Genomic DNA, 24,998 nt, shown 5'->3' with positions numbered 1-24,998 from the left:
GTCGGGGCGGCAGGATTCGAACCTGCGACCTCCTGGTCCCAAACCAGGCGCGATGACCGGACTACGCTACGCCCCGATAAGTCATCTTTGTTGCGGAGAGTAAGGGATTCGAACCCTTGGAACCGTTTCCAGTTCGCTTGTTTAGCAAACAAGTCCTTTCGGCCTCTCAGGCAACTCTCCTTGCAGTTTCGGGGACAAATACTATCCCGTTATTGCGAGTGCAAATATAGAAGACTTTTGCGTAACTACCAAAATTTTTTATTTATTTTTTTTCATATTTTTGAATCATAAAAACAAACTAAAAATAGACACGAATGCGTAATTCATTATATCTCATAACCTTAGGAACATTAATTATTTCTTGTGGAACACAACAAAAAACTGCAAAAAAAATTAGTCCTACACTTCCGAATGCTCCAAAACCAATTGTTCAGGTAAAAAAACCTGAAATAAAAGAAGAAGACGGAGAATATTATAAGGTCAATATCGCTGATATTACCAAGAATGACAACACTATAAGTTATGGTTCTATTGTAAGTGCTAACCCTGCAGGATTCAAAATTGTGAAAACTTATTTCCCTGCTATTGGACAAAATTTCAGACAGAAATATGTTATTTTACATTACACTGTTCTTAATGATGAAAAATCCATCACAACATTAACTCAGCAATCTGTAAGTGCGCATTATCTCGTAAGTACGCTTCCTGATAAAGAGATCTATCAAATTGTAGATGAAAATAAAAGATCTTATCACGCAGGAATCAGCAATTGGAGAAAAGACCAGAACCTGAACGACACTTCAATTGGAATTGAAATCGTAAATCTTGGCTACACGACAGATTCTTTGAATAATCGCGTTTTTTATCCTTATCCTGAAGAACAATTCAAGAAAGTTGCAGCTTTGGTAAAAGATATTGTGACGCGATATAATATTCCGCCAACTAATATTCTCGCGCATTCTGATATTGCGCCAACCAGAAAGCAAGATCCTGGTCCGCTTTTTCCTTGGAAAAGACTTTATGATGAATATCAAATCGGGATGTGGTATGACGAAACTGCGAAACAGACTTTCCTCAATCAAATATTGACAACCAACGATATTGCTTTACAATATAATAATCCGGAATTTGTTTCGAAGATTCAGCAGCAATTGGTTCAGTTTGGATACACCTTGTCCGTAAACGGCGTTTGGGACAAAACTACGAAACAAACGATTGAGGCGTTTCAATTTCATTTCCGACCGAGTAATTACAACGGACTTATGGATGCAGAGACTTTGGCGATTTTACAGGCTTTGATTCAGAAATATCCGCAGAAGTAAGATTGATTCTCAAAAATGATTTTCAAAAATATTTTTCTGAAAATAAATCAAAAATGGTACTATCCAATTTTATTAATGATTCTTGGATTTACCATTTCTTTTTTGATATTACAAATACCAAATGAGACATTTTTTAACTTAAGTATAATTCTGGTTTTATGCTCATTTTTATTTTCTTTAATTTTTGGAATTATTAGCTTAATAAAAAAGGAATTCATTAAAGGAACAATTCAAACCTTATCAACATTAATTTTGGGTGGAATTTTCTTCGGATATTTTTCATTTTTCTTAATGTTTTATCCGTATGATTTCTTTGCTAATAATCTTAAAATCCCTAATAATATAATGTTTGAAAAACCAATTGGAGTAAATGAAAATGAGAACGACAATCAAAAAACCTTTATAGTTAATAAAGCGAATCTTATTCTTTATGACGGAATGCAACCCGGAATTTATCAATATGAAATTTATCTTGATAAAATAGAAAAAGGGAGTATTTACTTAAAAATCTACGAAATAACCTCCAATAAAATATTATCCGAAAACGACATATATAAAAGAAGTAAAATAGAAGTTTACAATCCTACAAACGAACTTACAAAATTCAAATTAAAAGATGACTTCACTATTTATGAAGGGGATTGGGGACAATATTATGGAAGTAGAATTGAAGTTTGGTTTAAATCTGAAAATAGAAATATAAAAGACAGAAAATTATTTTCAAAAAATTACATCATTCAAGGATGGCAGAGATAAAAAAACGAACTAAATAATTTAGTTCGTTTTTTATTTTTTATTTACTCAACAACAAAGAAACCCATTCTTCTCTCTGGATTTTCCTTTCAAGCTTTAGATTTTGCTCGATGCAAACTTCCAAAATATCATCCACATCAAAGAAACAAAGTCCGGACAACAGCAATTTCCCGCCATCTTCCAAAACGGAAACATAAGTCGGGATATCAGAAATCAGAATATTTCTGTTGATGTTGGCTAAGATGATTTCGAATTTCTCTTTACCAAGATTATCAGCAGTTCCCAATTCGATGTCCAATTCTACATTGTTACGTTGTGCATTTTCTTTTGAATTTTCTACAGACCACTCGTCGATATCAATAGCAACCGTTCTTCCCGCGCCCTTCTGCTTTGCAAAAATAGCTAAAACGGAAGTTCCGCAGCCCATATCCAACACTTTCTTGTTCTCCAAATCCATATCTAACATCTGCTGAATCATCAAGTGCGTAGTAGGATGATGACCTGTCCCAAAAGACATTTTTGGTTGGATCACAATCTCGTGCATTTCTGGATTCGGTTCGTGGAATTCTGCTCGGATAAGGACTTTGTCTTCAACATTGATTGGGGAAAAATTCTTTTCCCACTCCTCATTCCAATTGATATTTGGCATTTTTTCGTAGGTGTAAGAAATCTCAACCTCATCATTTTGCAAGAGATAAATATTTTTCAAATCTTCTTCTTTAAAAAGGTCTTTTTGAATATATCCTAAAATCCCGTCATATTCTTCCGTAAAGCTGTCAAAACCGATTTCTATTAGTTCTGCCATCAATATTTCGTTCCAAGGTTGAAGAGGTTTTATTTTGAAATTAAATTCTAAGTAAGCTGCCATTTTTGATTTTTTGCAAATTTAGTTCATTTTAGAAACTATTTAAACTTGTTTTAAAAATTTAACCACATAGGCACATAGTTTTAATTCTTCTATTTGTCTAAGTGATTAAAAGAATCATTAATTCATTTTTATCTGATATGTAAAACCTAAATGAAACCATCTTCCTGGCATCGGAACCAGATTGGTTTCTACATATTTTGTATTTGTCAGGTTATTGATTAAAACATAAAAATTAAGGTCTTTAATTCGGAAATTAAGCTGTTCATCAAGAATATTATAACTTCCAAGATTGACACGTTCCGAATATTTATAAATCAATTGATTGCTGAAAAACTTCAAAAACTTAACATCTAATTGCGCTACAAATTGATGTCTCAAATTTTGCAATGCATATCTGGAAAGCTCCTCATTCTTATATTGATTATCAAGATAGGTATAACCCAATCGGTAATTCAGAAACGGAAATAATTGATGTTTGAATTCTGTTTCGAAACCTTTGAGATGGATTTTGCCGACATTTTCCGCTGTCCAAGGACTTTCTTCTGTGGGTTTCAGCCAATCAATACCGTCGTTGGTATTTCTAATAAAACCACTCGCTTTCGCTAAGATTTTTTCATTCTGGAATCGATAACCTAATTCTGATGAAATCGCACTTTCCGGAACCAGATTAGCATTCCCAATTTCTGTCGGACTCACATAATAAAGGTCGGTAAAAGTAGGAATCCTGAAACCTTTAGAAATCGCTCCAAAAACCTTATTATTTGGATTAAAGATAAAACCAACATCCACTCCAGGATAAAGAAAATTATCACCGGTATAATTAGCCCAACTCGCCCCAGGATTGATTTCTAACTTCTGATTAAAGAATCGGAATTGATGGTCAAAAAATATCTGAGTCACATCTCTTTCTCTGTCTCCGAGATTACTACTTACCAAAAATTCTTTTCTATAATCCACACCAATACTTGTAGTTCCAACCGAAGATTCATAAGAAGCATTCACCGTTCCGCCAACATTATTTCCGATGTGCATATTTCTGTAACCAGCCGGATTTGAGCGCGTGTAGAGATACATATCTTGTCCTCTTCTCCAATAAATACTCGAATTAATTGATAAATTATTAAACTTCTGCTGATACTGTAAACTCACCACAGAAGCCTGTGTTTCCTCATATTGATTGATTGCCGATGGCGATGCATAAAAACCATTCGCGCCAAATTTCTTCTCAGAAAAGCCGGCTTGCAAACTTAAACTTCCTTCATTTAATTTTAATTTATTTTGATAGAAAAAGTTTCTAATTTGATAATCTGTATTGAATCGATAACCGTCGGAAGCGCCATTGCTGATTGAGAAAAGATTCGTGAATTTTTCTGAACCAAAGGTTGCCAAAGCCGACAAATCATAAGTTTTAAAATCACCACCTTGTGCTTTGATGGTTACTTGTTCTTCAGAAGAAGTTTTAGTAACAATATTAATTACTCCCGCATAAACATTTTGTCCGTAAAGTTTTGCCGATGAACCTTTGATGATTTCAATCCTCTCAACTGCCGAAATATCAAATGGAAGATTAAACGTATTATGACCAGTCTGCGAATCATTCACTCTAATACCATTTACCAAAATCAAAACCTGTTCAAAAGAACTTCCTCGAATTGTAATATCACTTTGAACGCCATTAGAACCTCGCCTTTTGATATCCAAACCAGAATAAAACTGAAGCAATTCATCGATGCTGGTTGCCGGACTATTTTGGATTTGTTGTTTCGTTATAACGACTACATTTTCATTAACATCGTTATAAGGCGTTGATAAAAAACGACCTTGTAATTTAACTTCATCAATTTCTTTTTCTTGATTCTGCGCCATTGCATTAATGGACAAAACACAAATCGATAAAGCTGTAATAGTTCTTTTCATATATAATTTTTATTAGTTCAAAAGATTATTCTCACAGTTTAAATTTCCCTTTTGAATAATTGGGCGCAAATTTAGAAATTAACATTAATCTGCAATCAAATTAATTGAGAAACTTAAAATGTTAATTTGAAACTTATCTCAAATCGATTTAATTTTTCGTAAATTTGTTGGTCTTATTTTTACTATGGCTACAGCTTCTGAAATCGATATCAAAAAATACATTTTCGTTAAAAACGCACATCTTAACAACCTGAAACACATCGACGTTCTGATTCCAAAGAACAAACTGATTGTGATTACTGGGGTCTCCGGAAGTGGTAAATCGTCGCTCGCTTTTGACACGATTTATGCCGAAGGACAGAGAAGGTATGTGGAAAGTTTGAGTTCCTACGCACGTCAGTTTTTGGGTAAATTAGAAAAACCGAAAATCGATGACATCAAAGGTTTGGCGCCTTCTATTGCAATTCAGCAAAAGGTGATTTCGTCCAATCCGCGTTCTACGGTCGGAACTTCTACGGAGATTTATGATTATCTTAAATTATTCTACGCCAGAGTTGGAAGAACGTTTTCGCCGATTTCAGGAGAAGAAGTTAAGAAAGATAGCGTAACCGACGTAATTGATTTCATCAAGAATTCTAAAAAAGATTCTACTTTTTTACTGTTAACGCCTTTAGCTTTTGAAGTTAAAACCTTTGCTGAATTACTGAAAACGCTTAAAGTTTCAGGATTTACAAGATTGGAAGTTAACGGAAATTTGGCTGGGATTGAGGATTTGGAAAGCTTCGGATTCACGCCGGAAAAAGATATGACGATTAACCTTGTGATTGATAGATTCAGTTATGAGGAAGATGAGAATTTCTTACAAAGATTGGCGGATTCTATCCAAATGGCTTTCTACGAAGGTCACGGCTATTGTTCACTTAAAAATACAGACACGGGAAAAATCCGTGAATTTTCTAATAAATTTGAATTAGACGGAATTGTTTTCAACGAACCAAATGTTCATTATTTCAGTTTCAATAATCCTTATGGCGCTTGTCCGACTTGCGAAGGTTACGGAAAAGTGATTGGAATTGATGAAGATTTGGTAATTCCGAATAAAAACTTGTCGCTTCACGAGGACGCTGTTGCTTCTTGGAAAGGAGAAAGTATGAGCGAGTGGAAAAAGGAATTTATGAAAAAAGCCAAAGATTTCCCGATTCACAAGCCTTATCATCAATTAACCAAAGAGCAGAAGCAATTGCTTTGGAGAGGTGATAAAACCAAGAGTTTCCCAAGTATCGACAACTTCTTCAAAATGCTGGAAGAAAATCTTTATAAAATCCAGTATCGTGTGATGCTTTCACGTTATCGCGACAAGACTATTTGCCCAACCTGCGAAGGTCTCAGAGTACGAGAAGAAACAAGCTGGGTGAAAATTGACGGACACAACATTCAATCATTGATAGAATTACCTTTGGACGAATTGCTTCCACTAATCAAATCTTTAAAACTCAACGACCACGACAGAGAAATCGCCAAACGTCTGACTTACGAAATCGAAACCAGATTAGAGTTTTTGACTAAGGTTGGTCTTGGTTATTTGACCTTAAACAGAACTTCTAACACGCTTTCCGGCGGAGAAAGTCAGAGAATTAATCTGGCGACGAGTTTAGGAAGTTCATTGGTTGGTTCGATTTATATTCTGGATGAACCAAGTATTGGTCTGCATTCCCGGGATACTGAAAATCTCATTGGCGTTTTGAAACAACTTCGAGACCTTGGAAATACCGTAATCGTTGTAGAACACGACGAAGATGTGATGCGAGAAGCAGATTACATCATCGATATTGGTCCGGAAGCGGGTTATCTTGGTGGAGATTTGGTTTTCAGCGGCGACTATAAGGAAATGATGAAAGCGGATACTTTGACTGCCAAATATCTGAATGGTGATTTGGAAATCGAAGTTCCTGCAAAACGAAGAAAAACAAAAGAATTTATAGCGATAAAAGGCGCTCGTCAAAATAACCTGAAGAATGTAGATGTCAATGTTCCTTTGGAATGTCTGACGGTGATCACAGGTGTTTCCGGAAGTGGAAAATCGACGCTAATGAAAGAAGTGATGACAAATGCCATTCAGATTCAGTTGGGAATGGGTGGCAAAAAAGCGGATTATGACTCCGTTGAATTTCCTTCAAGACTCATTCAAAACATCGAATTGATTGACCAAAATCCGATTGGAAAATCCTCACGTTCCAATCCTGTAACTTATCTGAAAGCTTATGATGATATCCGAGACCTTTTCGCTAAACAGAAATCAGCGAAAGTTCAAGGTTTGAAACCAAAGCATTTCTCCTTCAATGTAGATGGCGGAAGATGTGACGAATGTAAAGGAGATGGCGTTATCACAGTTTCGATGCAGTTTATGGCAGACATCGAGCTGGAATGTGAACATTGCCACGGAACTCGTTTCAAAAAAGAAATCCTCGAAATCAAATACGACGAGAAAAATATTTCCGACATTCTTCATATGACCGTTGACGAAGCGTTGGAATTCTTCAAAGAAAATCACGAAGAAAAAATCGCAACTAAGCTAAAACCGCTTCAGGACGTTGGTTTGGGTTACTTGCAATTAGGACAGTCCTCTTCTACTCTTTCGGGTGGAGAAGCTCAGAGAGTTAAGTTGGCCTCTTTTCTTGTGAAAGGTGTAACGACAGAAAAAACTTTGTTTGTATTCGACGAACCTTCAACCGGTTTGCATTTCCACGACATCAAGAAATTGCTGACTTCACTTCAGGCTTTGATAGAATTAGGACATTCGGTGGTTGTAATTGAACACCAACCTGACATTATCAAATGTGCTGACTATCTCATCGACGTTGGCCCCAATGCCGGAAAATATGGTGGAGAAATAGTTTTCACAGGAACGCCAGAAGATTTGATTAAAGAGAAAAAGTCTTTTACGGGGAAGTATATTGCGGAGAAGTTATGATAAGTCAGTTTTTTTCTGAATGGCGGGAAGAAATAAAATCACTTTTAGTATTTCTAAAAAATCCTCATCAAAATTTTGATAGAAAATATTCATTTTTTGAAAAACAAAGAACAATAACCGCTCTCTTTTTATTAGAAGTTGCTTTTACATTCATTCTAGTTTTCCCATTAAATTATCTCATTGGTAAGGTTTATCATATTCGCTATATCGATGATTTAGCGAATTTTTCCATCCTTGAAATTATCTTACTTGGTGTCTTTATAATTCCTTTCATAGAAGAAATATTTTTTCGGCTTCCATTGAAATACAAACGAAACTATCTATTCAAATTCTTTGATTTGTTCACTAAAAATAAATTTTTTGAGCATTTTTGGAATTCAAATTACAGATTCTTTTTTTATTTTTTTGTGATTACGTTTGGTCTTTTACACGCATCAAATTATGAAAATAAGATTACTGCAACCTTTCTAATTGTTTCTTTTTTCATCACCCTTTCACAACTTAGTGGTGGATTAGTGATGGGATATTTGCGCTTAAAGTTTGGATTTATTTGGGGTTACATCTACCACATTATTTGGAATTTTGTCTTTCTAGTGGGAAGCTATTTATTATATCACAATACAATACTAATAGATTTCAAAACGACGGACACAATCATTAAGTTAGAATACTTAAGCTCAACGGAAGGACAACCTTATATTTATAAAGATATAGAAAACGACACCATCTACGAAATGAAAATAACAAATAGCGACTTTCAATATTTGTTAAATGAAGTCGCTCCAAAATACCACTCCGATGAAGTACACGTTATCAATCTTGATATTGAATCAAAAAAAGGAATTAGTAGAAAGAAGTTATTTAGAATTTTAAAGCATAAGATTCAAATCGATAGTATTAGAAACTAAAAATATTAAAAAAACCTGAGAATTTCATAGCTCCTCCAACGGATCCCAAAAAAGGGTTTTAAAATCTTTGACCTTCCAGTTTTCCTGTACTACAACATTTTCTTTTTCTAGCCTTTCCCGGAATGATGGAACTGATAATTTTCCGGAACTACTGATGACACGATGAGCGGGAACATCTTTGGGACAATTGCCCATCGCATTACCCACGTGACGGGAATGTTTGGGATAACCCACTGCCTTTGCAATAGCACCATAGGTGGAAACCCGACCTTTGGGAATTAGTCTGGTGACTTCATAAACCTGTTGCTTGAATAGATCGTTCATTGTTAAAATTCTAGAAGCTTAAGCTTGAGCTGTACTGCAAAATTATCTTTAAAATTGTTATTGGCATAATGACCGACTCTGTAAAAGAAACCTAGGTTAAATCGAGAACTTAGGAAGTTATTATACTCCAAACCGACTTCTTGATACAAATGATCCAAAGGCGAAAAATCAAATTGATGATACTCTGGATTTTTCATATTACCAATCACACCTTTATAAATAAAATCGAAGCTGGATGTATTCTTACCAAAACTTTTGAAATACCAAGGGATGCGGTGCGTGATAAAATACCCTGCAAACTTATCATTGAAGTATTTCCCAGCAGTCATTGTAGCGAACCCAAGATATGTTGTAAAATTGAAATTGGATAATACACCGGTATTCTTATTAGAATCCAAACCGCCCATTTCGAAAGCGTGCCATATTGGTGCTTTGCCAAGATAATATCCACCATAAACACGCGTCCCTATATTTCCTAAAATAGTTCTGAACTGATGTGTATATAGAACGTCTAATCTGCTGTAATTGAAATCGCCACCCAAAGTCTTATAACCTTGTTCATAATTCAAATAAACTTCTGGGAAGTTCTGGTCAAAAGTATATTTTCCGGAAGGCGTCATTATATTTTTGCTATTCGGAGAGAATTTGATCGTTGCCAAAGAGCTGAATGTCGTAAATTGACCCGACTGATTCATAAATTGATAATCGAAACCTGCTTCCTCGGTCTGTCTTTTTGCAGAAACATTCAGAGTTAGAGAATTAGAAAGATCTATCTCATAACTTGCACGGAAACCGTCATACTTGTAATACTTATCATTCTGGATAGACATCCCTGTATTATTGATGGCCATCTTCATATTCCAAAGATTTTGGTTGAACCTTCCAGAAGCGGCAACATCGTGGAAATATTCGATTCTGAAGAAAGAATTTCTTTCTAGAGTTGTTCGGAAATCGATTCCTGCGCCGTACTTCCAATCTCTATCTTTGAAACCGTAAGCCAAATAAACATCAGGCGAAATGTAACGATTGAAACGCTCGTTCATCTTAAAACCAGCGCCAAGTCTGAAACCTTCATATCGGTTATATTTGGTTTGTAAAGGATCAATATTAACCATTCCCACAGTGAATTTCCCTCTCAACAATGCCGTTAAAACTTTGACTTTACTGTCCAATGTATATTTTTTTCCAAGACTATCAATTTTCACATAAGTCTGCTTTTCTCTTGTAGTAAGACTGTCTGTTCTGTACTGATCCAACAATGTTCCATCAGCATTTTGAACGCCCATTGTATAACCGCTAAACTGCGATGCTTTGAGTTCTACAGGTGTCTGAAAATCGAAATAATCAGCTTTCATATAAGCATAATTCCCAAATCTTTTAGTTTTGGACAAACGCTCTTTTTTTTCTTCAGCCGTTTCTTTATCTTTCTTTTTAACCGTAGAAAACTCTGATGAACCCATTTTGATTTTAAGATTCTCGGTCTTCAGAAACCATTTATTTTGAATAGGAATCCAAACCGAAGTAATGCTTCCGTCTGTTCTTACTTTGCTGTTACTTTCAATTTTTTTGATGGCATAAGTTTCTTTGTCGATGTAGAGATAACCGTTGTATTTTCTTCGGTTAACGGGCACTTTATAATCAACCTGACGGAAACGAATTACAAAATTCTCTCTGCCATCAATCTCGATAGAATCGGTTAAGAAATATCTGTAAAGGCTTCTGTTTTCTGGTAGGATTTCTCTTGGGATTTTGTCTCTGTTGGATCTCAGAGCCAGCATCTCGTAAACCGGATTTTTCAAACCAGAGATTCTGTTATCCAAAACATTAACTTTCTCGCCGTATTTCTTAGAATACAAAAACTGCATCGCACGTTCCCAAAGAAACATTTTGCTATCTTTGATAATCGACATCATCTGTTCCCCTTCTACAGAGTCTTTTTTCTTTTTATCCTTTTGGGAAAACTCACGATTCGGAAGCTTCGATAATGAATCTTCTCTTGCGTCTATAAATCTTCTATATTCTCTAATGCTGTCCTCATCCACATCATAAGACATTTTTTCATACGACTTGTAGGAATAAGAATCTAATGCATTGGGAGAGTTATCTTTAAAATTCCTAAAAACTTTATCTATGATTGCCAAGGCTCTCGGATCGCTTTCGTTGGAAAGTACAACACCTTCTATCTCGTGGGTTTTGGCGTTTTGTCTGTCGAGTTCTAATTCCATTATTTTGTCCACAACTACTTCATCCCCAATAAACCCGTTGATCTCCACATCTACTTTGGAACATTTTGTTGTGAAAGTTGCCACACCTTTCTCATCAGTTTCCGTTAAATATTGGTTATTACAATAGACTTTTGCGCCTTTGATAGGCTTATGATTGTCCGCTCTATAAACACTCAGCGTGCTTTGAGAAAAGATAAATGAAAAACAAAACAGAAAGATTAAAGAAAAGATTTTGTTCATAGTTTAGTTTTATTAAGTAGTCAAAAAATTATCGTAATTGTTACGAGATTTCTTCTTTCTAATTTACAAATTAATTTATTACAACAAATTACCTTATACAATATCAAGCCAAAGTCTAGCTTACAAAGAAAAAACCGAACATTTTTCAACATTCGGTTTATTAGTTTTGGTTTAAATTTAATTTTTATTGAAGTTCGAAGTAATTAAGGTTAGCATTTCCAGCTTCGAAGTACAATCTCAATTTATTTTCTCCTTTTGTTAAGTTGATGTTATTAACAGAAACTGTTTTCCAAACTTTTCCTGTTGGCACTAATTTTATTTTACCCAAATCATCGCCATTCTCCGTTTTGATGACCAATTCAGAAGCCTGAGCAGAATCATTATTATATCTGATGTTCAATTTATATTTTTTAGCCAGATTGCTATTCACAGTATATTGTAACCACTCTCCTTTTTCGGTTTTCCCGACATAGAATCCATTTTTGATTTTATCTTTGTTAGCATAAATATCAACGCCATCATTTCTCATTTTATTTCCCGAGTTCCATTCTGTATGATTTCCCATACTTACCCAAAGGTCCTGAAAATCATTATCAGAATATGCGCTACCAAATCTTCCTAAGTCATATTCTGTCGCAAAGATTCTTCCCGGTGCTTTATGGTTTTTATAAGGTTTCGTAGCTTCATCATTCACTTGACGGAACAATGCGTCGATGACATCTTTTTTGACTTGGACATTTTCTATCTTGTAATTATCCGCGATTTTCATCAAAGTTTTTTTGGCAAAATCTTTCGTTGGTTTAGTTCCACCATTTTTCCAATAATTCAGTAATTTCTGATAATCCGGAGTGATTTTCACATTCGTAACACCAGCAATATTGTCAATCTTTTTCATTGGCCAATAAGCGTAACCGATATTATTTTTCAATAATAATTGATTGAGTTCTGTAAACCAAACGTTAGAATTTTCTCCAGTTTCGCCTAACCAAGCTGGAACATTTAGCTTTTCTCTTAAATCGATAATATTCTGGATAGCATCTTGAGAATTAGTTGTCCAATATTTGTGAAAACTCAACACCAAATTATCATCCCAAAGCTTCGTTAAACCATTGTAATTATTTCCCCAACCGTTACCTTCAAGAATGATAATGTGATTTTTATCTACTTCTCTAATGGCGTCAGAAATCTCTTTCTGAAGTTTCCAAAGTGGCGCATTAGACATCTCGTCCGTTCCGTTTGGATTTTTCCCCGTGAAACCATAATTAGGTTCATTTATCATATCATAACCCGCAATCCATTCTTTGTCTTTATAACGTTCTGCTAGTTTTTTCCAAAGCGCAATTGTTTTTTTCTGATTTTCCTCGCTGTCCCAAAGATTCGGTTTTGATTTGTCATTATCAGAAATATTGGCATCGTTTCCTTGTCCACCAGGTGCAGCGTGAAGGTCAAGAATCAAATACATTTTGTTATTCTCACACCATTTCAAAAGATTATCCGTCATTTTGAAACCTTCTTCCAGCCAAGTATTTTGTCCTTTTACAGGTTCTTTTTCGATTGGCAAAGTGTAAAGATTATAATGCATCGGAAGTCTGATGGAATTGAATCCCCATTTTGCTAAAGAATCAATGTCTTTTTTGGTAATTCCATTTTTGAGATAAGCTTTGTAGAATTCATTTTTACCATCTTCGCCCGCTACTTCTGCAATCTTTTCTTTGATTTGATATTGAGGTCCGGCGAAATCAGCTGTCTTCAGCATATAACCTTCCTGAAGCATCCAACCGCCCAATCCAAGACCTTTCAAATAAACATTTTCGCCTTTAGAATTGACAATCTTTTGACCTTGAGTTTTCAAAAAGCTTTGAGCTTTCCCAAATTGAGACAATAATAAAACACAAAAAATAGTGGTTCTTATCATATTTTCTTTTTTAACTAAAGATAATACTATTTTGTTAGCAAAAAAGAAATTTGTTAAATTGATTAATTGAATTTCATATTCTGAATTCGGACTGCGTTAAGAATTGCGAGTAAAGCTACACCAACATCTGCGAAAACAGCTTCCCACATATTCGCCAGTCCTCCAGCTCCTAAAATCAATACAACGAGCTTCACGCCAAAAGCTAAAAAAATATTCTGATAAACAATTTTCTTAGTTTCTTTCCCAATTTTGATAGCGGTTGCAATTTTCGAAGGCTGATCTGTTTGAATCACGACATCCGCAGTTTCAATTGCAGCATCAGAGCCTAATCCGCCCATCGCCATACCAACATCACTCAAAGCTAAAACCGGCGCATCATTGATTCCGTCTCCAACGAAAGCAACTATTTCCTTCGGATTATTTTTAAGATTTTCTAATTTCTCAACTTTTCCTTCCGGAAGCAAACCTCCAAAAGCTGAATCGATTCCTAATTTTTTAGCAATATTTTGAGTAAGAGAATCTTTATCGCCGCTTAACATTACGGTTTTGATGTTGTTATTTTTTAATTGATTAATTGCTAATTCTGAGTCTTCTTTGACCTCATCAGAAATTGTAATGTAACCTTTGTATTCATTATCAATGGCTAAAACGACTGTTGTTTCTACAATTTCTTCCAAGAATTCCGGATAATTGATATTAAAGGTTTTCAGCAATTTTGTATTTCCTGCAAGAACTCTTTGTTGATTAATAACCGCCTTGATTCCTTTTCCAGAAATCTCTTCCACCGATTCGGGAATCTGATTTGAAGGATGAAACTCTGAAACGGCTTTGGCAATAGGATGTGTTGAATGACTCTCAACCGATGATAAAATGGATAGAAAATCTTCTTTCGAAATATTCTCCGGAACAATATCCTGAACTTTGAAAACACCTTTTGTCAACGTTCCGGTTTTGTCCATCACAACCGTTGTAACATTCGCAATGATGTCAAGAAAATTAGAACCTTTGAACAAAATTCCATTTCGGGAAGCAGCGCCAATTCCACCAAAATATCCCAACGGAATCGAAATAACCAAAGCACAAGGACAAGAAATCACAAGAAAAACCAAACCTCTGTAAAGCCAATCTTTGAAAACATAATTCTCAACAAAAAGATAAGGGACAAGCGTTACCAAAAGTGCCAAAAGGAAAACAATTGGTGTATAAATTTTAGCAAATCTTCTGATAAATAATTCGGTTTTGGCTTTTCTGGAACTTGCATCCTGAACCATTTGAAGAATTCTGACAATAGAGCTATTTTCGAATAATTTGGTTGTTTCGATTTCGATAACTTGGTCAAGGTTCAGCATTCCGGCAAGAACTTCTTCTGATTTTTGGATAGATGAAGGTTTACTTTCGCCTGTTAAAGCTGAGGTGTTGAGACTTGCTTTTTCAGATAATAAAATCCCATCCAACGGAATCTTCTCTCCTACTTTTACTTGGATTTTTTCTCCGATTTTCACTTCTTCAGGAGCAATGGTTTTCCAATTTCCATCTCGGAAAACTGTAGCTTCTTTCGGACGTACATCTAGTAATGCTTTGATATTATTCCGGGCTCTGTTGACTGCAGATTCCTGAAACATCTCACCAATGGTATAAAACAGCATCACCGCCACACCTTCTGGAAATTCGCCAATAGCAAAAGCTCCGATTGTTGCAATTCCCATCAAAGAAAACTCATTGAAAAAATCTAATTTCTTTGCCAGTTCAAAAGCTTCTTTGAAAACCGAAAATGCAACTAATACATAAGACACGAAATACCATCCGAATCTCAACCAATTATTATTAGTAAACCAATCAGCTTTAACCCAGAAATCTAAAATAAGTCCTGAAAAAAATATAATGAGACTTATAATCAATCCCAATTTGGAATTACTGTGAGAATGGTCGTGGTCGTCGTGATTATGCTGATGAGAATGTTCCTGATGATTGTCTGTTCCGCAACATCCGCTACTACAATTTGCCATAATTTGTAATGTTTCTAAACAAAGTTAAGGGAAATAGTTATAATTCTTGTTATTAAATGGCTGTTAGTTTTTTTGAACGCAAAGTGCGCAAAGATTTTTGTTCTTTATTGAAAATATTTTAAGGTCGCAAAGGCGCTTTGCTCAACTAAGAGATAATGAGTTATTTTTTTCTCGCTGATTATGCGGATTTTGCAGATTTTAAATGCAATATTTTAAATGTATTTATCAACTATAGTTGAGATTCCTACGGAATGACAAACATTATATTTTATGTCAAATATTGTTTGGATGTGAATGTCCTAGCCCCGATGGGAACGGCATCCTTTTTTGGCATTGCGGGGAAAATGTTGTAAAGATGGCTATAATTTGTTCGCAATGACAAAAAAGATATAGTGGACAGCGGAAAACAGCTCCAAAAAACAATCAATAGAAACTGTTCGACGAAGTCAAAAAGTTCCAAATAAATTTGTTAATGTTTAATCTTACTTATAATTAATAACTTTGAAAAAAATTTAAAATGGGTGTAGCGGATTTATTATTGAAAAGAAAAAAAGAACTGGCTGAAAAAAACCTGAGAGATGGTCAGGATTATTTGGTTGAAAACGGAAAAAGAGAAAGCGTAACGACTTTGCCAAGTGGCTTGCAATACGAAATTCTTGTGGAAACTGAAGGACCAAAACCGACAGCGAAAAGTACTGTAAAATGCCATTATCACGGAACAACAATTACAAGTAAAGTTTTTGACAGCTCTGTAAAACGCGGAAAACCAGCTTCTTTCCCTCTTAATAGAGTTATAAAAGGTTGGACAGAAGGTTTACAGCTGATGTCTGTTGGAAGTAAATTCAGGTTTACAATTCCGCCACATCTGGCTTATGGACAGCAGGAAGTGAGCAAAGAAATTGGACCGAACAGTACTTTGGTTTTTGATGTGGAGTTGTTGGAGATTAAATAATTGAAATTTAATTCTCAGATTGTATTGCAGTTATGAAAATTATTTATATTTTTGCAACCTGTTAATCAACCTCTGACGAAGGACGTGAATGTTGCTTAGCTTGACAAAACAATTTTTTTATTATAAAAAATGGATTTATTAAAGTACGTACAAGATAAGTACATTACGAAAAAAGAATTCCCAGAATTCAAAGCCGGTGACACCATCACTGTGTACACAGAAATTAAAGAAGGTAACAAAACAAGAACTCAGTTCTTCAAAGGTACTGTTATCCAATTGAGAGGAACAGGTCTTACTAAAACTTTCACTATCAGAAAAATGTCTGGTGATGTAGGTGTAGAAAGAGTTTTCCCTATCAACATGCCTGCACTTCAGAAAATTGAAGTTAACAGACAAGGTAAAGTTAGAAGAGCTAGAATCTACTACTTCAGAGACCTTAGAGGTAAAAAAGCAAGAATCAAGGACAAAGCTTACGGAGGTAAGAAATAATCTTGAGACTTTCTCGAAAAATATAAAACCAGCAAAATTATTTGCTGGTTTTTTTGTAATTAAAAATGACGCTTCCAAATTTTGAAAGCGCTTATTTTATTTAGATAATTCCTAATTCTTTTCCTACTTTTTCAAAAGCCGCAATTGCTTTGTCCAAATGGTCTCTTGTATGCGCCGCAGAGAGCTGAACTCTGATTCTCGCTTTGCCTTTTGGAACAACCGGATAGAAGAATCCTATCACATAAATATCTTCAGCTAAAAGTTTCTCCGCCATTTCCTGCGCTAATTTCGCATCGTAAAGCATTACTGGAACAATCGCTGCGTCGCCATTTGGAATATCGAAACCTTTAGCCTTCATTTCTTTTCTGAAATATTCTGCATTTTCCATTACTTTATCTCTCAAAGAAGTATCATCAGAAATCATATCCAAAACTTTGGAAGCGGCACCAACAATTCCTGGTGCTAATGAATTGGAGAATAAATATGGACGAGAACGCTGTCTCAACATATCGATAATTTCTTTTTTTCCAGAAGTGAAACCTCCTAAAGCGCCACCCAAAGCTTTTCCTAAAGTTGAAGTAATGATATCGACTCTTCCGATAACATCATTCGCTTCGTGCGTTCCACGCCCAGTTTTCCCGATAAATCCGGTTGCGTGAGAATCATCTACCATTACCAAAGCATCATATTTGTCTGCTAAGTCACAAACACCTTTTAGGTCAGCTACGATTCCGTCCATTGAGAAGACTCCGTCAGTTACAATAATTTTGAATCTGTGATTCTTTTCAGAAGCCGCAATCAATTGAGCTTCCAAATCTTCCATATTATTGTTTTTGTAACGGTACCTTGCAGATTTACACAATCTCACTCCGTCGATAATAGAAGCATGATTCAACTCATCGGAAATGATAGCATCTTCTTCTGAGAATAAAGGTTCGAAAACACCACCATTGGCATCAAAACAAGCAGCGTAAAGGATTGTATCTTCCATTCCCAGGAAATTAGAAATCTTGGCTTCCAAATCTTTATGAATATCCTGAGTTCCACAAATAAAACGAACAGAAGACATCCCATAACCGTGAGATTCTATGGCATCTTGCGAAGCTTTCATCACTTCCGGATTGTTGGATAATCCCAAATAGTTGTTGGCACAAAAGTTCAACAGTTTTTTCCCAGCCACTTCTATCTCTGCACTTTGTTGCGATGTGATGATTCTTTCTCTTTTGAAAAGTCCGTCGTTTTCTATGTTTGTTAATTCATTTGTGATGTTTTCAAGGAATTTTTGTGATATCATTTTTATTGATTTTCGATTTTAACAAAAATAAAAAAAGCACCGTTATAAAGTGCTTTTTTGTGATGTTTTAACGTTTGAAAGAAATTTAAAATTTAAACGCAAAATCCGCTAAGATTTTTTCTAAAATTATTGAAAACATTTTTAAGGTTTGCAAAGAAGTAAAACTCAGCGAAGGTTTTTGTAGCCCGACTTGAGCAGAAATAGCTGCCAAAATTATTCTTTAATAATTTTAATTGATTGATTATTGAATTTCAAAATATAAGTTCCTTTGACAAAGGCAGAAATATTGATTTCTGAATCTGGATTTGAAATTCCTTTCTTGATTAATTTTCCATCGACTGAGAAAATCTCGTAATCTATTGATTTTTGTAAACCAGAAATTTTGATGAAAGATTTGGCTGGATTGGGATAAACACTGATGTTTTTTTGCTGAATGTTATTAACAGCCAGATTATTATCTTTTGTTACTGTAGAACCTTTTGTAATGATTTGTTTGGCATAATTAAATTCAACATTTGTAACATCGAAATTGACATCTTGTGTGAAATATTGATTGTTGGAAGTATGATCCAAAACAAAATAAGCGGTTTGTCCCCCAGATCCTGAAACTTTGATTGGTAAAGGCAATTCAAAAAAGCTAACTGCAGATGAGCTTCTGGTCTGTCCCACTTGGAATGTCAGTTTTTTACTTGTGGGATTTTGATTCCATTTGATTTGATAAGTTGGGTAACCTTCGCCATAAATCCAGTCCTTAAAAAAATCTGTAAAATCTCTTCCCGTGTAAGAACCTAAAAAGTCTCGAAAATCGTTGGTTTTAACATAGTTGTATTCAAAAGCAGGATTACTCTGATATGCTTTCAACATTGCATAAAATTGGTCATCGCCTAAAATCCATTTGATCATTCTCAAAACATAACCACCTTTTGTATAAGTTAATCTTGCATTGAAAATTCTGCCAGAATTTAGGTCACTATTTGGGATATAAACACTACCGTCTGGCGCACTTGTGATATCGTTCATCTCATTTTGTAAGTAGCTTTGAAACTGTGCTGGTGACATCAACAATTTTTCAAAAACCACATATTCGCCCATTGTAGCAAAACCTTCATTTAGCCAGATATCATTCCACGCACCACAAGTCAGCTTATCTCCAAACCATTGGTGTGCGAGTTCGTGGGCAATTAAATCCAATCCATAATAACCCATAGAAGTCATTGTTGCGTGTTCCATTCCGCCACCCCAGTTGAACTGCATATGACCATATTTTTCATTTCTATAAGGATATAATCCGAAATGATCTTCGAAGGTCTGCATACTGATTGCAGTCCAATTCAAATTGGACTGAGTGTCTGCTGTTGCCCAAGACGGATAAACGTAGTTAAGGAAAGGAAATGAGCTATTGGTTGTTGTAATTGTGGAATTTAGTTTAGTATAATTGGAAATTCCTAATGCAAAAAGATAAGCCGGAATCGGATAATTGGTTTGCCAATAAGTTAATTTTCTGCCATTTCCTAAAATTGTTTCTGACATCAATTTTCCATTGGAACCAACTGTGTACTGAGCAGGAGTTGAAATTTTGATGTCTAATTTTTCAATTTTATCATTCATACTTTGTTTTGTAGGCCACCATTGTTTTGCCCCAAATGGCTCTGATAAAGTAGCTAAAATTGGATCTCCCGCGGGTGTAGTCGTAGCAACAAAAGCTTGTTCAACAGTTGATGGAATTCCGCTGTAAGTAATAGATAAAGAATCCGTTGTCTGGGCAGATAATGTTGAAGGAAAATTAATTCTGATTTCATCTGTACTCAATTGCTGAAAAGTCAAATCCTGACCGTGGTATTTTACATTGGAAACCGTTAAATTATTCTTTAAATCAAAGTAAATATCAGGAGAATTCTGCAGCATTTTGAAATGGGATGTCACAGTACCTGCAATATATTGTTGTGTTGGATCTAAATCTAATTCTAATCTGACGTATTGCAAATCATAATTCAACGTATTTGGATTGACATTGACATCCAAAATAGATTTTAGGTTTTTCTTTTTCTCAGATTCTATAATCCCTTTTCTATCAATATTAAATGACTGACCAAAAATGATATTAACTGAAAAGAAAACGATAAATAACGAGTAAAGCTTTTTCATAGGATTGATGATTTTCAAATCAAAGCTACAAAAAAAACTCATCCCGGCGAGATGAGTTTTTAATTTATAAAACATTGATTATTACAAATCTAAAGTTGGATCCAGCAACTGTTCCATTCTGTCTTTCACTTGAGCAACAGATCCTGAAAATTTGTTAATCAATAAAGAAAAAGCAAGCGTTTTGTTATTTCTTGTTTTGATGTAACCAGCCAAACATTTTACACCATTCAAAGTTCCGGTTTTTGCAAAAATCTGTCCGTTGGAATTCACCATAAACATATGTTTCAGTGTTCCGGATTGTCCTGCAATTGGCAAAGACTCGAAATATTCTTTATAATAAGGCGATTTCATCATTTTGGCTAAGAATTTAGCTTGAGAAATAGGTGTCACAGTATGCGCTTTTGATAAACCACTTCCGTCCATATAATTAAGACCTTCCAAATCAAAACCTGTTGATTTCAAATGTTCTGTTACAGCTAATTTACCCGACTCCAAAGTTTGATCACCTAATTTTTGGAAACCATTAGATTTCAACAAAGCTTCTGCATAATTGTTATCACTTCTTTGATTGGTATAATTAACGATTTCAGCTAAAGTAGGTGATTTATAAATCGTCAAAATCTCTCTTGGCTCAGGTTCTCTATCAACAATTTTCGGAGTTACTTTTCCGGAAACTGTGATTTTATTTTTAACCAGACTTTCTCTCAATTTATTAGCCAAAAAAGATGGTGGTTCTGCCACTTTTGTTGTTACCCAAGCACCTTCAAATTTGTCTGTATAAACAGCCTTGTTGGTGTATGGCGAAACATAGAAATATTTTTTAACTTGATTGAAAGGACTGTTAGACTGGCTAATCAACAACTTTTCATTTTTAGGATCAATATCTTTGGTTGTCCCAACTGGCAGAAAATAATTAGCTTGTTCTAACCAAACGATATTTTGCGGAAGTTCCTGTTTTTTATTTTCCTTGAAAATCGCCGTCTGGATGATAATATCTCCTGTAATTTTCTTAATTCCTTTTTCTTCGATTGCATCCAAATACTGATTAACAATCTGAGTATAACTCGCTGCTCCTCCTCTATTTCCGCCTAACGAAGGGTCGCCACTTCCGACGATATAAAGATTTCCAGTCAACACGCCATCAACATCAATACTTCCTGAATATTCCAACTGAGTGTTCCATCTGTATTGCGTTCCTAATAAAGAGAACGCCGTTTCTGTCGTTAATAATTTAGTTGTAGAAGCCGGAATCAGCGGAGCTGTTTCGTTATAAGCTGTTACAATTTTTTCTGTTTTTGGGTCATAAACTACAAATCCCCAATTCGCATTTCTCAGAACCGGGTCTGTAAACATCTTATTGATATTGAACTCAATCTGCTCTTTCGGAGACAACAGCGCCTTTTCTGCGGTGATATCCTTTACAAGATTCTGCTGATCAGCAACTTGTGGATATGTAGAAACTGCGACGCTCCCTTGCGAAAACACAAATGAAGAAAAACCAATTGCGATGATTGAAAAATAATTTCTGATTTTATTCATTCTCAAAACAATTACAATTTTTATTGAATTTATATTAATTAAGGTTTAAGATTATATAATCTTATAATCATAACTAAGTAAAGTTAGAGAATATTGCCGTTGATTTACGGTTTATCCGTAATAAAAAATCTGAAAAGCCGTTAAAAATTGTTAAAAATCTACAAATAAGTCCTTTCTCACAGATTTATAAGCTGTGATTTCGTCAAATTCATCAAAAGATTTAAGAAGCAGTTCTTTATAGATTCTGTAGTTTTTGTTTTTAGGAAATTTGAGAAGAATCTGATATTGATATAGGTTATTAAGCCTTGTTATAGGGGATTTTTCCGGACCAAGAATACATTCTTCAGGAATATATTTTCTAAGAATCGAACCGAGAAACTGAGAAGCTCTGTTGATTTTGTCTTCTTTCCTATGTTTCAGTTCAATCATTATTAATTTCACAAACGGTGGATAGAGAAACTTTTTCCTTTCATCAAGAAAATAATTATAAATCTCTTTAACATTCTGATTTTTAATCAATTCAAAAACCGAATGCGACGTATTATAAGTCTGAATCAGAATCTTACCATTTCCCGAAGTTCTTCCTGCGCGTCCTGCAACTTGCGTAATCAATTGATAAGCTCTTTCTTCTGCACGAAAATCCTGAACGTGAATCAAAGAATCTGCTTTCGGAATCGCGACTAATTCAATATTATCAAAATCTAAACCTTTGGAAATCATCTGTGTTCCGACCAAAATATCGGTTTCTCCGTTTTCCAGTTTTTCATAGAGTTTTTCGTAAGCAAATTTCTTTCGCATAGAGTCCACATCCATTCTGTCAACTTCGGAATCAGAGAATATTTTCTGGGTTTCTTCCTCGATTTGCTCCACACCAACGCCTTTTGTATTCAGATTGTCGCTATTACAACTTGGACAAATTGTAGGTTTTCCGGAACGATGCCCACAATAATGACATTTGAGCTCGTTGGAAGCTTTGTGATAAGTCATCACCACATCACAATTACTGCAATAAGTGACGTGACCACAAGTTTCACATTCGATGACATTGGCATAACCACGGCGGTTATGAAGAATAATGGTTTGTTTTTTATGTTCTAATTGAAGGTTGATTTCGTCAACCATTTTTTGACTGAAATTCCCGACGATTTTCTTTTGATTTTGTGCTTCTTTGATGTCAATAATTTCAAATTTAGGCAAATCCACTTTCCCAAATCTTTCGTTAAGAACTACATAACGCAGCCTATCTTTCATTGCCAAATCGTAGCTTTCCAAAGAAGGCGTTGCCGAACCGAAAATCAATTTTGCTTGATAAAATTCTGCCAACATCATTGCCGAATCTTTCGCATTGAAAAAGAAGTTCTGGTCTCTTGGCCTGTAAGCCGAATCGTGCTCTTCATCAACAATAATCAATCCTAGATTTTCAAATGGCAGAAACAAAGAATTACGAGTTCCGATGAGAATCTGCAATTCATTTTTCTTGATTTTTCTCCAGACTTCTACCCTTTCAAAATCTGTCAATTTATTATGATAAAAACCGAGTTTCTTTCCGTATTTTTTTTCGAGACGGATTGTAATTTGTTTCGTTAAAGCAATCTCTGGCAAAAGCAACAGAACATTTTGTCCGGAATTAACACAATCTTCAATCTTCTCAAGATAAATATGCGTTTTCCCTGATGAAGTCACGCCATGAAGCAACACATTTTTGTTTTCTTCAAAAGCCTGATTGATTTCTGAAATCGATTTTTTCTGGTTATCCGTCAGTTCTTCAATTTCTTCGATTTCGCCTTCGTAAGAATCTATTCTGTCTTTTTCCAGATAATATTCTGTAACCCAACCTTTTTCTATCAAAGATTTAAGTTGTTGATTGACAAAATTACCTTCATCAAAAATCAAAGATTTCCGGATTGGATTTTCTGGATTATCAATTTGTTTGGAAAGAATATTGAGAAAAAGGTCTTTTTGTTTTTTAGCTTTATCCAATTTCAAAAGAATCATTGCCAGATTCTCTGAAATCAAAGCCTCATCATTGACTTTCAGATAAGCAATTTCCTTTGCCTTATATTTTTCAGTGATTTTTTCATCAACAGAAATGTATCGTTCATCAATCAACGCATTGATGGTTTTGATGATTTCTTTTTTAGGAATAAAGGCTTCAATCTCCTGCAAATTCAGCATTTGCCGAACTTCCAAAGCTTGAAGAAGATAAGTTTCGTTCGCGTCCAGATTTTGCCAATCAATCGTTCTTTCGGACAATAATCTGACGTAAGTTTCGCTTTCCAACTTGAGAGAAGACGGAAATGCCAAACGGTAAATTTCGCCCAGATTGCATAGATAATAGGAACTCAGCCAATTCCAAAAATCCAATTGTTGTTTCGGAACAATCGGTTGATTGTCTAAAAGATTGATAATTTGTTTCGGAACAAAAGTTTCTTCAAAATCATTGAACAGTTCCGCAACAATTCCCGTATAGATTTTCTTTCCACGAAACGGAACCAAAACCCGCATTCCAACTTCAATTTTATCCAAAAAATCTGCTGGAACTTTGTACGTGAAAGTTCCTTTGAGATTGAGTGGAAGGATTATTTGAGCGAAGTTCAATGTGATAAAAACTTAAAATTCTAATGTTTTAAATTACAATATGACCTGATTTTATAAAAGTCAAATTTGAGTTTTTAATAAAATTTTCAAAAGAAGTTTTTTCATTCGCAGCTTCATTGGTTAATTCAAAATAGTAAACTTGTGGATTTGCAAATCCTGGACGGAAACTCCAAAATCTAAATCTTTTAATTTTTGGACTTGTTTTTAAAAATCTAAGTTCTTCTAAATTTGAAATATTAAGCAAAGCGTTTTTTGACATATTATAAAAGACTTGCTCTTCAGAAGTCATTTTATTAAGTTCATCGATTGACAGAATTTTACTATTTTCTTTGTTTCCAATAATTAATTGTGGATAAAAAAACCCTTCTAAAAAAATGGGTAAATATTTTGATGAACAAACAACTTTCAATAGTTTAGTTCCGAAAAGAAATTCAGTTTTACTATTCTGTATAATTTCAGAATTAAATTTCGGGTACTTTTCTTTTTTATATTCTTTTTCAAAAACCTGCTCTGCTCAATAGTCTTCTTGCTC

The 24,998-nt window shown here is 34.8% G+C and carries 17 protein-coding genes and 2 tRNA genes; 6 read left to right on the top strand and 13 right to left on the bottom strand.

The features are described 5' to 3' along the window. Window position 1: 1 nt before the first annotated feature. A tRNA-Pro gene (locus tag V7P73_RS05000) sits at window positions 2-76 on the bottom strand. Window positions 77-93: 17 nt separating this feature from the next. Beyond that, window positions 94-180: transfer RNA gene (locus V7P73_RS04995), tRNA-Ser, on the bottom strand. 134 nt (window positions 181-314) lie between these two features. On the opposite strand from V7P73_RS04995, the gene V7P73_RS04990 reads away from it, so the two are divergent. Together V7P73_RS04990 and V7P73_RS04985 are read left to right on the top strand one after the other, a co-directional pair. Next, window positions 315-1,322: an N-acetylmuramoyl-L-alanine amidase gene (locus V7P73_RS04990; RefSeq protein WP_333851838.1), complete on the top strand. Its 1,008-nt coding sequence runs from the start codon at window positions 315-317 to the stop codon at window positions 1,320-1,322. Window positions 1,323-1,337: 15 nt separating this feature from the next. Further along, window positions 1,338-2,078, top strand: coding sequence for a hypothetical protein (locus V7P73_RS04985; RefSeq protein ID WP_333851837.1), 741 nt, complete (start codon window positions 1,338-1,340; stop codon window positions 2,076-2,078). 37 nt (window positions 2,079-2,115) lie between these two features. Here the strand turns inward: V7P73_RS04985 and prmA are convergent, their stop codons facing one another. Both prmA and V7P73_RS04975 read right to left on the bottom strand, forming a co-directional pair. Next, a complete protein-coding gene (prmA, locus tag V7P73_RS04980; protein WP_333851836.1) occupies window positions 2,116-2,943 on the bottom strand; it encodes a 50S ribosomal protein L11 methyltransferase in 828 nt (275 codons plus the stop codon). Between the two features lie 117 nt (window positions 2,944-3,060). Beyond that, a complete protein-coding gene (locus V7P73_RS04975) occupies window positions 3,061-4,860 on the bottom strand; it encodes a TonB-dependent receptor plug domain-containing protein (RefSeq protein ID WP_333851835.1) in 1,800 nt (599 codons plus the stop codon). 184 nt (window positions 4,861-5,044) lie between these two features. Here V7P73_RS04975 and uvrA point away from each other — a divergent pair, with 184 nt between their 5' ends. Both uvrA and V7P73_RS04965 read left to right on the top strand, forming a co-directional pair. Next, a complete protein-coding gene (gene uvrA, locus V7P73_RS04970; protein ID WP_333851834.1) occupies window positions 5,045-7,831 on the top strand; it encodes an excinuclease ABC subunit UvrA in 2,787 nt (928 codons plus the stop codon). Next, the gene (locus V7P73_RS04965) at window positions 7,828-8,739 is read left to right on the top strand and encodes a CPBP family intramembrane glutamic endopeptidase (protein WP_333851833.1); all 912 of its coding nucleotides are present in this window, start codon (window positions 7,828-7,830) and stop codon (window positions 8,737-8,739) included. Before uvrA ends, V7P73_RS04965 begins: the two co-directional genes overlap by 4 nt. 24 nt (window positions 8,740-8,763) lie before the next feature. On the opposite strand, the gene V7P73_RS04960 is transcribed toward V7P73_RS04965, so the two are convergent. The 4 genes from V7P73_RS04960 to V7P73_RS04945 form a co-directional block, all read right to left on the bottom strand. Then, the gene (locus V7P73_RS04960; RefSeq protein WP_333851832.1) at window positions 8,764-9,063 is read right to left on the bottom strand and encodes an MGMT family protein; all 300 of its coding nucleotides are present in this window, start codon (window positions 9,061-9,063) and stop codon (window positions 8,764-8,766) included. Window positions 9,064-9,065: 2 nt separating this feature from the next. Continuing rightward, on the bottom strand, window positions 9,066-11,528 hold the full coding sequence (locus V7P73_RS04955) for a DUF5686 family protein (RefSeq protein ID WP_333851831.1): 2,463 nt from the start codon (window positions 11,526-11,528) through the stop codon (window positions 9,066-9,068). A 184-nt stretch (window positions 11,529-11,712) separates the two neighbouring features. Beyond that, entirely contained in the window at window positions 11,713-13,443 is a 1,731-nt protein-coding gene (locus tag V7P73_RS04950) for a cellulase family glycosylhydrolase (protein ID WP_333851830.1), read from the bottom strand. Window positions 13,444-13,505: 62 nt separating this feature from the next. Then, a complete protein-coding gene (locus V7P73_RS04945) occupies window positions 13,506-15,449 on the bottom strand; it encodes a heavy metal translocating P-type ATPase (RefSeq protein WP_333851829.1) in 1,944 nt (647 codons plus the stop codon). Between the two features lie 517 nt (window positions 15,450-15,966). On the opposite strand from V7P73_RS04945, the gene V7P73_RS04940 reads away from it, so the two are divergent. Together V7P73_RS04940 and rplS are read left to right on the top strand one after the other, a co-directional pair. Continuing rightward, window positions 15,967-16,401, top strand: a complete 435-nt coding sequence (locus V7P73_RS04940) for an FKBP-type peptidyl-prolyl cis-trans isomerase (protein ID WP_089770509.1) — start codon at window positions 15,967-15,969, stop codon at window positions 16,399-16,401. Window positions 16,402-16,530: 129 nt separating this feature from the next. Further along, entirely contained in the window at window positions 16,531-16,890 is a 360-nt protein-coding gene (gene rplS, locus V7P73_RS04935) for a 50S ribosomal protein L19 (protein ID WP_089770508.1), read from the top strand. A gap of 100 nt (window positions 16,891-16,990) precedes the next feature. Here the strand turns inward: rplS and kbl are convergent, their stop codons facing one another. From kbl to V7P73_RS04910, 5 genes are all read right to left on the bottom strand, one after another. Then, on the bottom strand, window positions 16,991-18,184 hold the full coding sequence (gene kbl, locus V7P73_RS04930) for a glycine C-acetyltransferase (protein ID WP_333851828.1): 1,194 nt from the start codon (window positions 18,182-18,184) through the stop codon (window positions 16,991-16,993). Between the two features lie 213 nt (window positions 18,185-18,397). Then, complete coding sequence (locus V7P73_RS04925; RefSeq protein WP_333851827.1) at window positions 18,398-20,329, bottom strand: M1 family aminopeptidase; 1,932 nt, start codon at window positions 20,327-20,329, stop codon at window positions 18,398-18,400. Between the two features lie 81 nt (window positions 20,330-20,410). Further along, a complete protein-coding gene (gene dacB, locus V7P73_RS04920; RefSeq protein WP_333851826.1) occupies window positions 20,411-21,868 on the bottom strand; it encodes a D-alanyl-D-alanine carboxypeptidase/D-alanyl-D-alanine endopeptidase in 1,458 nt (485 codons plus the stop codon). A gap of 150 nt (window positions 21,869-22,018) precedes the next feature. Beyond that, complete coding sequence (gene priA / locus V7P73_RS04915; RefSeq protein WP_333851825.1) at window positions 22,019-24,466, bottom strand: replication restart helicase PriA; 2,448 nt, start codon at window positions 24,464-24,466, stop codon at window positions 22,019-22,021. 28 nt (window positions 24,467-24,494) lie between these two features. Then, complete coding sequence (locus V7P73_RS04910; protein WP_333851824.1) at window positions 24,495-24,875, bottom strand: hypothetical protein; 381 nt, start codon at window positions 24,873-24,875, stop codon at window positions 24,495-24,497. Window positions 24,876-24,998 lie beyond the last annotated feature (123 nt).

The organism is Epilithonimonas sp., from assembly GCF_036780765.1.
In the GTDB taxonomy this organism is placed as follows: domain Bacteria; phylum Bacteroidota; class Bacteroidia; order Flavobacteriales; family Weeksellaceae; genus Epilithonimonas.
Note: the sequence above shows the minus strand (reverse complement) of the source record. Positions and strands in the feature narration are given on the sequence as shown.